The sequence below is a fragment of the Pseudovibrio sp. FO-BEG1 genome, assembly GCF_000236645.1.
Taxonomy (GTDB): domain Bacteria; phylum Pseudomonadota; class Alphaproteobacteria; order Rhizobiales; family Stappiaceae; genus Pseudovibrio.
In genome coordinates this window covers 2912004-2925273 of the sequence record NC_016642.1, presented here as the reverse complement: position 1 = coordinate 2925273, position 13270 = coordinate 2912004, and the positions used below count along the sequence as shown (strand labels likewise).

At 52.6% G+C, this 13270-nt stretch carries 12 protein-coding genes; 6 read left to right on the top strand and 6 right to left on the bottom strand.

The window, feature by feature from the left end; genetic code table 11:
• Window positions 1–315 precede the first annotated feature (315 nt).
• From PSE_RS13415 to PSE_RS13405, 3 genes are all read right to left on the bottom strand, one after another.
• Complete coding sequence (locus tag PSE_RS13415; RefSeq protein WP_008551914.1) at window positions 316–924, bottom strand: TetR/AcrR family transcriptional regulator; 609 nt, start codon at window positions 922–924, stop codon at window positions 316–318.
• 238 nt (window positions 925–1162) lie between these two features.
• The gene (locus PSE_RS13410) at window positions 1163–1735 is read right to left on the bottom strand and encodes a TetR/AcrR family transcriptional regulator (RefSeq protein ID WP_008551788.1); all 573 of its coding nucleotides are present in this window, start codon (window positions 1733–1735) and stop codon (window positions 1163–1165) included.
• 382 nt (window positions 1736–2117) lie between these two features.
• On the bottom strand, window positions 2118–4109 hold the full coding sequence (locus tag PSE_RS13405; RefSeq protein ID WP_041768474.1) for an inositol phosphate phosphatase SopB: 1992 nt from the start codon (window positions 4107–4109) through the stop codon (window positions 2118–2120).
• A 161-nt stretch (window positions 4110–4270) separates the two neighbouring features.
• Between PSE_RS13405 and PSE_RS13400 the strand changes: the two genes are divergently transcribed.
• Window positions 4271–4708 (top strand): hypothetical protein, encoded by a 438-nt coding sequence (locus PSE_RS13400; protein WP_014285347.1) that lies wholly within the window; start codon window positions 4271–4273, stop codon window positions 4706–4708.
• 76 nt (window positions 4709–4784) lie between these two features.
• On the opposite strand, the gene PSE_RS13395 is transcribed toward PSE_RS13400, so the two are convergent.
• Window positions 4785–5258 (bottom strand): heme-binding protein, encoded by a 474-nt coding sequence (locus PSE_RS13395; RefSeq protein ID WP_041768472.1) that lies wholly within the window; start codon window positions 5256–5258, stop codon window positions 4785–4787.
• 221 nt (window positions 5259–5479) lie between these two features.
• Window positions 5480–5902: a nucleoside-diphosphate kinase gene (ndk, locus tag PSE_RS13390; protein WP_008551976.1), complete on the bottom strand. Its 423-nt coding sequence runs from the start codon at window positions 5900–5902 to the stop codon at window positions 5480–5482.
• Window positions 5903–6403: 501 nt separating this feature from the next.
• On the opposite strand from ndk, the gene PSE_RS13385 reads away from it, so the two are divergent.
• Window positions 6404–6937, top strand: coding sequence for a DinB family protein (locus PSE_RS13385; RefSeq protein WP_014285345.1), 534 nt, complete (start codon window positions 6404–6406; stop codon window positions 6935–6937).
• Window positions 6938–7044: 107 nt separating this feature from the next.
• Here PSE_RS13385 and PSE_RS13380 read toward each other — a convergent pair whose 3' ends face one another.
• Complete coding sequence (locus PSE_RS13380) at window positions 7045–8448, bottom strand: YfcC family protein (protein WP_014285344.1); 1404 nt, start codon at window positions 8446–8448, stop codon at window positions 7045–7047.
• A gap of 139 nt (window positions 8449–8587) precedes the next feature.
• Here PSE_RS13380 and PSE_RS13375 point away from each other — a divergent pair, with 139 nt between their 5' ends.
• From PSE_RS13375 to PSE_RS13360, 4 genes are all read left to right on the top strand, one after another.
• The gene (locus PSE_RS13375; RefSeq protein WP_014285343.1) at window positions 8588–9028 is read left to right on the top strand and encodes a DUF1801 domain-containing protein; all 441 of its coding nucleotides are present in this window, start codon (window positions 8588–8590) and stop codon (window positions 9026–9028) included.
• 49 nt (window positions 9029–9077) lie between these two features.
• Complete coding sequence (locus PSE_RS13370) at window positions 9078–10112, top strand: GTP pyrophosphokinase family protein (protein WP_008551804.1); 1035 nt, start codon at window positions 9078–9080, stop codon at window positions 10110–10112.
• A gap of 172 nt (window positions 10113–10284) precedes the next feature.
• Window positions 10285–11175 carry a DMT family transporter gene (locus PSE_RS13365; protein ID WP_041769005.1) on the top strand — a complete coding sequence of 297 codons (891 nt, stop codon included), beginning with the start codon at window positions 10285–10287 and terminating at the stop codon, window positions 11173–11175.
• Window positions 11176–11307: 132 nt separating this feature from the next.
• A complete protein-coding gene (locus PSE_RS13360; RefSeq protein ID WP_041769004.1) occupies window positions 11308–13200 on the top strand; it encodes an ABC-F family ATP-binding cassette domain-containing protein in 1893 nt (630 codons plus the stop codon).
• Window positions 13201–13270 lie beyond the last annotated feature (70 nt).

Sequence of the window (13270 nt, the reverse complement as noted above, 5' to 3'; positions counted from 1 at the left end):
GCTAAAGATGTATGACCTAACGTCTGCTGCTATCAATTGTGGCGAGATTTCGATGTTTTGTCGCAGCGATTTTCCGGTTTGTTACAAATGAAATCTGGGCTTTTGCGTGACCAGAATAAAGCGGCGCTATCAATACCGCCCAGATTGGCTTTATCCGCCCTGCCCTTAAAAACGGCGTTTTGAAAACTGCAACCTGTGGGAGGTGAAAAGTTGAAAGGCACGTTCCAAATTTAAGGCACCCCAAAGGGCAAAGAAAAGGGCCTGACAGAAGTTCATGTTCCATCAGGCCCTATGGTCGGGATTGGCTATCGATACTCATTTTCGATAGGCCTCCAGAATTTCAAGGCTTAGATCTGCCACACGGTACAGCTCATCGCTTGGGATACCATCAGCTGCCTGACTGGCGAGACCTCTGAGCGTGGTAATATAAAAGCGTGCCAACACGGGGATGTCCGCAGTGTCCTTCAGGTGGCGTTTGCTGCCATTCAGCTTGCACAGAATAGTGGCATATACCTTACGCCTCAGCGCCAGTAGCTCCGAGATGAGGATCCTGTCGCTGTTGTTCACTGCTGCCAGTGCGTAGGACAGCAGCTTGGCGTGCTCACACTGCTTGTTGCAGAACAGGCCGATACATTCATAAAGCGCACCACGCAAAGCCTCTGTCGGGTTGGAATGCAACGCGAACTCTGAGAGCAGCTGGCGTCCGTACTGGTCCAGGTACCACATCACTGCTGTGCGATAGAGATGCTCTTTGCTCTCAAAGTTCTCACGCAGGAAGTTATAGGACACGCCGGATTCCCGGCAGACGTCATCTATAGATGTACGATGCACTCCCAAGCGCCAGAAAACTTTAAGGGACGCTCTGAGGGCTTCTTGCATAGAATGCGGGAAAGTCTCGTTGAAGGTAATGGTCTCTGCTTCCATCGTCTGCCTCCCTTTGGCGGTGGATAACCTAACCAAAAGAATAAGAGACCAAGGGCTAAGAACAACAAACTCACGAGTGCATGGGAAACACCCTTAACACAATCATTCGCGATACTCGGAGATATTATGTAAATCACATTCTTTAGTTTGCGTAATATTGCAAAATAAAAAAGACGTGATCACGTAATTTTATTACGAAATCACGCCTCAAAACGTAATTTTAGAGCCTGAATTATGGTCAGAAACGACGACAGGCCTGCAGGACACTCAAACTGTGATCTGCGATTTTATGCAGTTCTGTCGGGCAGTTAACGTCTCTTGCCTGAACAGCCATGCCCTGAATTGTGGCGCCAAAGAAGCTGGCAAGGGCCTGAAGGTCAGTTCCTTCGACAAACTGGGTTTCGCAGGACTTGAACTTGTCTGCGATGATCTGGATGGTCTGCTGGCGCAGATCTGCCAATTTGCGCGCCAATGCGCCTTGAGCATTAGAACTTTCGACCAATCCGGTAGAAATCATACAACCAGAAGGATGGTCTCCGCCGACAAAAACCTCCACGCATTCGTAAAGAACGGTGCGAAGTGCCTCGTAAACGCAGGAATGAAGCGCAAGGCCTGACAGCATTTGCCGACCATAGCTGGCGGAATATCTGTCGATGGCAGCCAGATACAGTTCCTCCTTGGAGGAATAGGCTGCATACAGACTTGGTGGTGTGATACCCATTGCAGTGACTAGCTCATTTATCGAAGTCGCCTCATAGCCCTGTTGCCAAAACAGGTTGCTCGCGATCTCCAGTATTTTTTCTTTATCCAACCGACGGGGTCTGCCGCGGGGGGCTTTTTCCATTTCCATAGCGATCACTATATATATTGATTGAAATTTTAATCAATCATAGTTTTACCAAGGGTCTTCCTAGGGTTTCCTGCATTATATCACCCTCCCCACCCACGTATTACTGATGCATATCAAAGTGTTATGCAAAAACCCGTAGGGATGTTTTAGTGAAATCGCCGAGTGTCCATACCGCTAAGGTATAATGACAGATTGTCGCAGGGCCTTGCGGCGGGGCTTTGGGGCTCCAAGGCATGGAAGGCATGCTCTTAGTCTTCTTGAATGAGGTTCCGCTGTGCCAAATAAAAAGAGCGGCGCATTGGCCGCTCTTCGTGGTGTTTCGTTTTTTGCCTTGTTGGACGGATCAGGCTTTAACAGCTGCGGAGAGGCCCAACAGGCTCTTGGAGTCCAGCACGTTGTCCAGGTTGGCCTGAACTTTGAACATTCCGCCTTCACCGACTTTATAGCCAGCCACACCGGTACATGCCTTTTGTACGGTCTTGCCGCCCATGACTTCAGAAGACAGGCTCAACATGGCGTTCTGGGCTTCGGTGCGCTGACCGTAGATCTGCGGCACCTCTGTTTTTTCAGTGCGCCCTGCATTCAGGCTCTCCACTTCCATGAGGCGGGCTTTGACTGCAGCGTCCAGATAACCGGTGCGGTCTTTACCGGACATACAGTTGATCGCTGGCACGGCACCGGCTTCGTTGGCAATCAGGTTCACCAGAACCGCGACACCGTAGGCATTGCCTGCGGAGCGGCGCTGCTTGCCATCGTTGATCGCTTCATGCAGCTGGGTGCTGTAGTTCTCAAGACGGGCCACTTTACCTGTATCGCCTACCGCTTTTGCATCGGCTTTCGCCTGATCGACCATTTCATCCAGTTTTCCGATGAGCGGCTGGTTGTGATTGTCTGCCCATTTCCAGCCGGTGAGACGATCTCCCAGATGCTTGCCGATGGTGCCGGACAACATGCCGAGCTTGGCGAAGCCGTTCACGCCCATGCTGAATGGCAGGACTTCTACATCTACATAGACTTCGGTCGGCCCCTCACCCGGCAGGTCAACAGTGATGGTCCGCTCGCCCTGTGCGCGGCCCCATGCTTCCTGTTGGCCCGTCTCATATGTCTTTGCCTTAGACGCCGCAGTAAGCAATGAGGTGGAGACAATCTTCAACGGGAATGGCTCTCCCGGGTGCTGTTCTCGCCATGCAGCGATATCAGAGGCTTTTGTGGAGGCCGCTGCGGTGATGACTTCGTGGGTGCGGTTATCTGCACCTTTAGCTGCCAACTCGGGTTTGTTTTTGACACCGAACGGGAAGTTCACGCCATGACGAACGGCTGCATAATTGGTGGTATCCCCTTTCAGCTCGCTGACCCAGAGGTTGACGGCGTGATCGGTCTCCGAAGTCGCGGTGGAGCTGATGCCGTTTACATCACTGGTCTGGTAGCCATCTTTCAACACTTCCAGCTTTGCAGCAGGTGTGGATGTCGCAGTGAAGGACAGTTCTGGCAGTTCACCCGTGCCAGTTGCGCCCAGCTCCTTCTGCGTTGCAGCATCGAGCTTCACCGTCTCAGTCGTGGTCTGCCAGTTGGCCTCAGCCTTGTTCAAAGACTGGGTGATGTGGGCTGATAAAAGCTGCTGAAACTCTTTCTTCACCGCCTTAATATCACTTTTGGAGACTGTTGCTCCTTCTGTAGTTGCTGCCAGCTTGTAAGCTTCGACAACTCCTTTCTGAATATCTTTGTTCAGCGCCTTAGACGCTTTGGCGATACCTTTGATGTCCTCTGGATTGTCATCAATCTTGGCTTGCAGTCGATCGAACGCCTGCTCGACACCACCGCGCGCTGCGGCTTTAAACATGACCTGATGGGTGCTCAACCCTGCTCCACTCAACTCCCCAATAGCATCATTTGCAGCTGATCTTACGTGGGTTTCAGCGCGTGCCTTGATGTTCTCGACAGTGGTGTCCAGTCCGTTGTTGCTTGCTTTGAACTCAGCAACTTTGTTGTTGACCAGAGACTTCGTGGCGCCCGTCTGAGCCGGTGTGGCCTCAGTCTGAGTGGTGCGTGCGCTGCCGGTGAAGAACGCTTTGATACGGGTCAGGACACTCTGGGTCTCACGGCCTTCCGACGGTGTATTCACGCGTGCGGCCAGGCTGTTGTGGGAGGAGCTGGAGACTTTTTCTCTGACAAAAGCCACAATTTTGTAGAGGGTGCCATTGCCGCTGCGCACTTCCGATGTGCTTGTGGAGGTGTTTTCGGCAGCCGCTGTTGTGCTTTGATTTACAGCATTGATATCAATAGCTTGAGTGGCTGCCGGTGAAATTGTTGGTGAAGCTCCTGTCGCGATTCCCATATCTCGTCCCTTAAATTCGTTGTTTTGTGGCGCTTGATGCGCTTTGTTGAGACCAAGCATATGGAAAGCAGGAGGGCGTGTTGTGTCCTTTGGCACGCAAGTGGATGGATTGTCTCTGCTAGACAGGGTTCAGATCAATTATCACGCCTAAAGGAGCGCCCGTGTCGAACTTTCAATCAGCTGCCAATGAGTTTCTGGAGAGCATTGATCTGAGCCCAATGCTGGAGGACGATCTGGACGGTGAGCTCGTTCTTGAGATCAACCAGAATTTTTCTCTGGTTTTTGGATTTGATCAGGTGAGCGAAACCTGCGTGCTGCGCATCCTGTTCAATGACCTGCCAACAGATGTGCATGTGCTGAGCGAGCTGCTGCAGAACAGCAATACGCTGGATGTGGCAGGCTACAATCTGGCGTTTGGCATTGATGTGGGCCAGTCCACGGCTTATGGCGAGGTTCGCATTCCCGATGACGAGATTGAGGTCGGCCACTTGAAGCAGCTGTTCCCTGTCTTCCTGCAGGTTTCTGAATGGTATGCGGAGATTAAAGGCGGAGCGGCGACTGAACTGCCGAGCCAGGACCACACGCAGATGTGGCTCTGATCTTTTCAGCGGATACAACAAAGCCAGCTCCGTTTGGGCGGAACTGGCTTTGTGAAACTTTATAGGCTGGCTGAGATCAGCGCATGGCCTCAACAGCTGCTTTTGCGCAGGCTGCGTCGTTTTCCATGGAGCTGCCTGCCACGCCGACTGCGCCGACGAGTGCATTTTCACCTTTGATGACCGGCAGACCACCTGCGATGCCCAGAATGCCCGGGAACTGCTTGTAGACCGGTGCGTTCTCCAGAACCTCATTGACCTGCTCTGTTGGCATGCCCCAGGACAGAGAGGTGTTTGCTTTCAGCGTTGCGCCTTTGTAGCTGGCAGGCAGGGCCTGATCCATGCGCGCAGACGCCACCACATCTTCACCGCGATCGATGATGACGATGGACATGTTCCAACCGTTCTCTTTGGCCATAGCCACACAAGCGCTGACGCCTTTGCCAGCTGCATCAAGGCTCAAATATGGCCGGGTGTTTTCCTGAGCGGTTGCCGCGCTCGCCACCAGTGCCAGAGATGCGCCCAAGAGAAGAGATTTTGCATTAATATTCATGAATTTATCTCGCGCTCCAAATTCCCACGTGCGCGCGGACTTAATTTGAGAATTGTGTCAGAAGCAAGGGGCGCCCAGCGCAAAGCTGAGTTTATACAGTAACTTTTGATCAGCTCGGGCACTTCTATGAGTATTTTGGCAAACAAAAAGCCCACTTGGCGCAATCAAGCATCAAGCGGGCCTTTTGGATTTCAGCGATCAACCAAAATCATTCAGCTAAATTAGCCAACGATTTCGGTGCCGGAGAACCAGTAAGCGATTTCTTCAGCTGCTGTTTCAGGAGCGTCAGAACCGTGTACGGAGTTTTCGCCGATGGACAGAGCGAATTCCTTACGGATGGTGCCTTCTGCAGCGTCTGCTGGGTTGGTTGCGCCCATGACTTCACGGTTTTTCGCGATTGCGTTTTCACCTTCCAGAACCTGAACGATGGTTGGGCCGGAAGACATGAATTCAGTCAGTTCGCCAAAGAAAGGACGCTCTTTGTGAACTGCGTAGAAACCTTCTGCTTCACGCAGGGACATCCAAACGCGCTTGGATGCAACAACACGGAGGCCAGCTTCTTCGAGCTTAGCGGTGATAGCACCGGTCAGGTTGCGCTTGGTTGCGTCCGGCTTGATCATGGAAAACGTGCGTTCAATCGCCATCGTTATTACCTGCAGTTTCTGCGAGCTTCCAAAAGGCAGCTCTCTTTAAAAAAATCTTTTTCCTGTAACAGCTCAAAGCCGCCACAAAGGTTCGCGCGAGATATACTTAAACTCTCCCGTAAAAAGCAAGAGGGTATATCCGTATTCCCACGTTGTCCTGCGCAGAAACAGCAGAAAACGGGCAATTATGACTCATTGATGACGCTTGTGCTGCCTCAGGACGGGCTTACGGCAATGTGCCCCTGAGAGAGTTCAGCATGCTTTTGGGAAGCGTCCATTAGATTTTAGGGGTGATTTACACAGGACAGAGTGACGCAAATCTGGCCATTTTAGAAAAAGAACTGCTGTTCCAACAGGTTCGGGTGTTTGCATGGCAGATATGCATTTCAGGTTGCGACTACACGTCTCCCCCTGGGGCCGCTTTTGTTTGAGGTGGGTCAATTTATAGGCGTTCAAAGGCGTGCATTGTTCTTGCAACAGACATAGCAAGAGGACACCCCTATGAAAGCAGCATTTGTAATGTATGCCTCCTATAACAAGTGGGCAAACGATCTATTGCTTAAGGAATGCGATCAGATCACGTCGGAAGAATACCACCGCGATCTGGGCGTCTACTTCAACTCCATTCACGGCACCATGGATCACCAGTTTGTGGCCGATAAGGTCTGGCTCTACCGCTTTACCGGTCAGGGTGACCCGATCGACAGCATTGATGAGCAGTTGACCGGCGACTTTGCAACCTTGCAAGAGAAACGCCGTTTGCTGGATGACCGTATCTGCTCGGTGGTTGACCAGATGCAGGAAAAAGACTTCCTGCGCACCATGATCTATCGCACCGTTCGTAAGCCGCTGGTGATGCAGCAGCCTCTTGGCGCGGCGCTCTTCCACTTCTTCAACCACCAGACCCACCACCGCGGACAGGCACACGCCATGCTGACACAGCTTGGCCGGACTCCTGCAGCTCTGGACATGATCTACTTCCAGCGTGAAACCGGTCAATGGATGGCAAAAGAAGAGGATATGATCACGGCCTGATAGATCCCTCATAAAGTTCAGCGGAGGTCCTCTTGTCTCTCCCTGAACAGTTTCGCAAAGCAGCTTGCCTTTCTACTGGAATGGCAAGCTGCTTTTTTGTTGGGCCTTCAGTAGACACTCAAAGAGAGCGCCAGTGTAATCAGCACAAACAGCATGAGCACCAGCGGCATGCAGAAATGCAACCATGTGTGATACGGCACGCGCCCGATGGCCAGACCGCCCATGACGACGGCGAAAGTCGGGTTGAACAGGTTGAGCAATCCGCTGGCTGATTGGAAGGCCGTGACTACGAACTCTGCCCCAACATCGGAAAAGCCCGCCAGTGGGGCCATGATGGGCATGGAGAGAACGGCCAGCCCGGATGAGGATGGCACGAAGAACGAGAGCATCAGCTCCAGCCAGAACACCACATTGATGAAAGCGACTTTACCCAGTCCGCTTAAGAGCTGTTCGGACCAGTGGAGCACCGTATCCGTGATGGAGCCTGCATTCATGACCACCACAATGCCCCGAGCGACACCGATGATCAGGGCAACGCCCAGCAGATCCTTAGCGCCGTCGAGGAAGTTGTCGATATAGGCGTGCTCGCCCATGCGGGTGATGAGAGCGATCAGGATGGAAGAGCCGAGGAACAGGGTCGACATTTCCGCCATCCACCAGCCCAGCGCAGATACGCCGTAAATCAGCATGCCGAAGGACGCTGCGAAGATAACCAGAACTCTGGCGTGGGAATGTGTGAACTCCGGCAGTTCATCTATGGTTACGCCATGCAGGAAGTGCTTTTCGTTGTCCGTCTGAATATCCGCAATCAGAGACTTGGAGTGATCGGCCTTCACTTTGGCGGCGTAGCGCATGACCCAGAACACGCAGAAGACCCAGCCGATGCCAAGGATCGCCAGTCGCAGACCGATGCCCTTGGTGAACGGGATGCCCGCGGCATCCGATGCGATTGCGGTGGCGAACGGGTTGATGGTGGAGCCCAGCGTGCCCATCCCTGCCCCCAGCATGATCACCGCCACGCCAGTGAGAGAGTCATAGCCTGCGCGGATCATCATGGAGATGACAAGGGCATAGAAGGCCAGCGTTTCCTCCGCCATGCCATCCACCGTGCCGCCCAGCGCAAACAGCCCCATCAGTATGGGGATCATCAGTCGCTCTCGTCCCTTCAGAGCCATCAGCACATGAGCAATGCCTGCATCAATAGCGCCCGTGCGTTTGACCACCATGAGGTATCCGCCAATGACCAGCACAAAGACAGAGACGTTGATGGCGTTGGCCTGTCCGGTTTTGGGATTATAGAGCCCGGCGATTGGGGCCATCAGCACATCGATGGGGCCTTGCGGGTTTCGCTCCACCTGATGATAGCTGCCGGGGACCGGCACTTCCTTGCCCAGCTCTGCGTTCAATGTGCGATCGTATTTGCCCGCCGGGATGAACCAGGTTGCTATTGCAACCAAAATGGTTAGCGTGAACAGGATCGTAAACGCGGTGGGGAATCTGGATTTCGACATAAGAAGCGCCCGGGTGATGGTGGTGACCGTCCTTTGCGGTGCTTCTGATTAAACCTGCGATTTCTCCTGTTTGGCATTCCCCTATTCAAGGGGAGAACAAACCGCTTTGCTGATCTACGCCTTATTGAGACATGGGGAAGTGAGTTTGGAGCATTCAAAAGATGTTTCTGTGAAGGGGGATGACACTCCTCTTCCTCAAGATGTTGCTGCCGTCTTTGAAAGCTATCCAGCGGACAAGCGCGTTCGCCTTCTGGAGTTGCGGGGCCTGATCCTTGATTGCGCCCAGCGTCTCTTTGGCCCGGCCTCTGTGACTGAGAGCCTGAAATGGGGTGAGCCGTCCTATCGCCCGTTGCCTAAGCACGGCGGAACCACTGTGCGACTGCATTGGAAGCCCAAGTTTGGTGATCAAGTGGGGCTCTTCGTTCACTGCCAGACAACAGTGATCTCCGAGATGCGTGCCCTTTATGGCGACGTCCTCTCCTTCGACGGCAACCGCTGCCTCTGGATACCGGCGATGGGGGCTTATCCACGTGATGCGGTTGAGCATTTTGTGTCTGAGGCGTTCAGGTATGGGCGTTGACTTTTTTAGCATATAGCCCGAAAACCTATTGTTTTAATGGAGTTTTTCTTTGTCCGATATTTTTAATGAATGGCTAGAAGACAATTTACGTCATTACGAAAATCTTACAAACGCAGTGGTGAGCATCACTCAAAGCTTATTGGCAAATCATAAGGTCCCATACTTAACTATAACTGGGCGAACAAAAGATAAAGCGAGTTGTGTAGAGAAGGCTGCGAGAAAATCATACCAAAATCCACGCAACGAAATGACAGATATTTCTGGTGTTCGAATAGTATTGTTTTTCGAAAGCGATATTGATCGCGTCTGTAAGTTAGTCGAAGAACACTTTGCAGTTGACTATGACAACAGCTTAAACAAACAAGACCTTCTGTCCACGAACGAAGTGGGATACAGATCTGTCCATTTTGTTTGCGACATCGGAGAAACACGACATGATCTACCCGAGTATTCAGGTTTAAAGAAGCTTAAATTTGAGTTCCAAGTTCGAACAGTTCTACAACATGCTTGGGCTGAAATGGCACATGATAGAAGTTACAAATTTTCAGGCAAACTTCCTCAACATTTAGAGCGCGAACTTTACTTATTATCTGGATTACTCGAAAGCGCAGACAAAGGCTTCGATCGCCTCTCTAGGGAAATAGATGCTTATCAGAAAGAAGTATCGGAAGCGACTTCACATGGAATACTCGAAATACCAATTACTTACACTAGTTTACTAGAATATTTTAAGTCTTGGGCTAAAGCTAATAGCTACACTGTCAATATTTCAGAAAATTCCGACCATATAAACAACCTGATTTCCGAGCTATCACAATACGGCGTTACTACAATAGCCGAACTAGCAGACATTATCCCACCCAGTTACGTAAAAGTTACAAGCTCAATAAGTTCCTATATATTTGGCGTTGTTAGAGATTGGATGATTATTCATGACCCAGAAAGGTTCTGTCGAAGCGTAAAAATCGACTGGCTGATCGATTTAGACGATATCAATTTGTATTCTAAGTTCTTAAAAAAAGAGCAGATTGAATTTTTAAAAGAACAAGATTTTTTCACACCAGGTTTTCTTGATGAAAACTAGTTACCGTCATATAGTTGCTGCCTTAGATTTTTTCAGTTGCTTCCTGCTCCCACAGAGAAGCTTTTCATTTCAGCAAGTGTTCCAGTAGCCCTGACGGATGCGTTTCCGGCTCGCCAAAGTCACTTTTAATGCAGGCGTGCAGCGACTTCTGCTGTCTGCTGATTGGTGTGATATGACGAACGATCAAATTGGCATTTCCATGCGCATTGGCGCGACACTCTTCTTCACGCTAATGGTTTTGTGCGTGAAGCTGACGTCTGGAACGATCCCTCTTGGGCAGATGGTATTCTTCCGCAGTGCGATTGCTCTGATTCCGCTGGTGCTATTTTTGCGTCTGTCGGATGATTTCCCCGGCGGGCTCAGCACCAAGCGACCATTTGGGCATATCAGACGCTGTTTGCTTGGGGCGGCGGCCATGTTCAGTTCGTTCGCGACCATTCGCTATTTGCCCATCGCGGAGGCCACGATCATTGGGTATGTGACGCCGATTTTCACCGTGATACTGGCGCGCATCATTTTGGGTGAACAGGTCACCAGTGCCCGCTGGATTGGTGTTGCGCTCGGGTTTTCCGGTATCCTCACGCTGATCCTGCCGCAGCTGACGGGCATTCAAGGTAATGAAGACTATCTGATTGGCGTTTCTCTGGGCTTCCTCACCGCCATGCTGACCTCGGTGGCTATGATACAGGTGCGTAGCCTGACCAAGACTGAGAATGCCGGTGCGATTGCGTTTTACTTCGCCCTGACCTGCGCTGTGTTTGGAGGTGCGACACTGCCTCTGGGCTGGGCAACACCAAGTCTGGAAGAGTACGCCTTGCTGATCGGGGCCGGGTTTGCCGGTGGTGTGGCCCACATACTGATGACGCTTGGCTACAAGTACAGCGAGGCCTCCAAGCTGGCACCGTTCGAGTACCTCTCTCTTGTGTTTGCGGTGCTGGCCGATCTGCTCATCTTCAACATCATCCCCGGCAGCAACTTTTACGTGGCCGCTGCCTTCATCATCGCGTCCGTCAGCTTTGTGGCGATGAAAGACCGGCCAAAGGGGAAAGCGGTGCGGACGTGAGGGCGTTTTAGAGCTCAGTTTACCCCGCAAATCTTAGGGAGCGTTGCGCACGTGCCGATTGCGTGCACAATTTTGCGCGCAGCGGTGTTTCTCCCCTTGCACATCAAGAGGTTTGCGGGCAAACAGCTTGGCATGCTTCAGGTTTCTAATCTTACATACCGCATTGCCGGGCGTCTTTTGATCGACAATGCCTCCGTGACTATTCCAAGTGGTGCGAAGACCGGTCTCGTTGGTCGCAACGGGGTTGGCAAGTCGACACTGTTCAAGCTGCTGTGTGGTGAGCTGGCCGTTGAGAGCGGCAGTGTGCATATGCCACAAAAGGCGCGTGTAGGTCAGGTGGCGCAGGAAGCGCCGGGCACGCAGGACACGCTTTTGGAAGTGGTTCTGGCGGCAGATACAGAACGTACGGCTTTGCTGGAAGAAGCAGAAACTGCTGAAGACGCACACCGCATTGCCGAGATCCATACCCGCCTTGCGGATATTGAGAGCCACAGTGCTGAAGCGCGGGCCTCGGCCATCCTGAGCGGTCTTGGTTTTACGCCTGAGCAACAGCAGGAGCCGTGCGCCAACTTTTCTGGCGGCTGGCGGATGCGTGTGGCTCTGGCTGCCCTGCTCTTTTCCAAGCCGGACCTGATGCTGCTGGACGAACCGACCAACTACCTGGACCTTGAAGGGACCATGTGGCTGGAGAACTTCATTGCGCGCTATCCGTATCAGGTTGTTCTGATCAGCCACGACCGCGACCTGCTCAACAACGCGGTGGACAGCATCGTGCACATGGATGCGGGCAAGCTGACCTTCTATCGCGGTGGCTATGACAGCTTTGACCGTCAGCGCCGCGAGACCATTTTGCTGCAGAAGAAAGCAGCAGAAAAGCAAGAGAAGGCACGGAAGCACATTCAGAGCTTCGTGGACCGGTTCCGCGCTAAGGCGACCAAAGCGAAACAGGCGCAGTCCCGCATCAAGATGCTGGAGAAGATGCAGCCGATTTCCGTGCTGGATGAAGCCTCCGGTCTGGAGCTGCATATTCCGCAGCCTGAAGCCAAGCTGTCTCCACCGATCATCAAGCTGGAAGGCGCGTCCGTTGGTTATGACGGCACGGCCATCCTGCGCAACATCAACCTGAACATTGACCATGATGACCGCATCGCCCTTCTGGGTGCCAACGGTAATGGTAAGTCCACTTTCGCCAAGCTGATTGCGGGGCGTCTGGGGCTTATGTCCGGTGATATGACCTGCGCCAACAAGCTGAGCACGGCGTTTTTTGCGCAGCATCAGCTGGATGATTTGATGCCGGAGAGCAATCCGATTGAGCACGTGCGGCCTTTGATGCCGGATGCGCAAGAATCCAAGCTGCGTGCCCGTGTGGACCGATTTGGTCTGCCGACGGACCGCATGCTGACGCCTGCCAAGGATCTTTCCGGTGGTGAGAAAGCGCGTCTGCTGCTGGGTCTGGCGACGTTCCATGGGCCGAACCTAGTTATTCTCGATGAGCCGACCAACCACCTTGATATCGACAGCCGCGAAGCCCTCGTGCACGCGATCAACGATTATGATGGCGCGGTCATCCTCATCAGCCACGACAGGCATCTGGTGGAAGCGTGTGCGGACCGACTGTGGCTTGTAGCAGATGGTGGCGTTAAGCCGTTTGATGGCGACATGGCCGAGTATCGCCGCCTGATCCTGAAAGGCGAGCTGAACGCCAAGCCTCAGGGTGAAGCGGATGCTGAGCCGCAGAGCGAGCGCGGCAATGCGCAGGCCCGCCGCAAGGAAGCTGCTGAACGCCGCGCCAAGCTGGCCCCACTGAAGAAGAACATTGAGGCTGCGGAGAAGGAAATCTCCAAGTACCAGAAGTACATCAAAAAACTGGATGCTCTGTTGGCTGATCCGCGGATCTATACGGAAGCACCGGATAAGGCCAAAGAACACGCCATCCGCCGCGCGGCTTATGTGAAGGTTCTGGAAGAAACCGAAGAGAACTGGCTGGAAATGTCAGCCGAACTGGAAGAGCTGTCTGGAGACTAAGCTGGCTCGACCTTTGAGATTATTGGAACCCGGTGCTGATGATGGTGCCGGGTTTTGTTTTGGGTGGGCG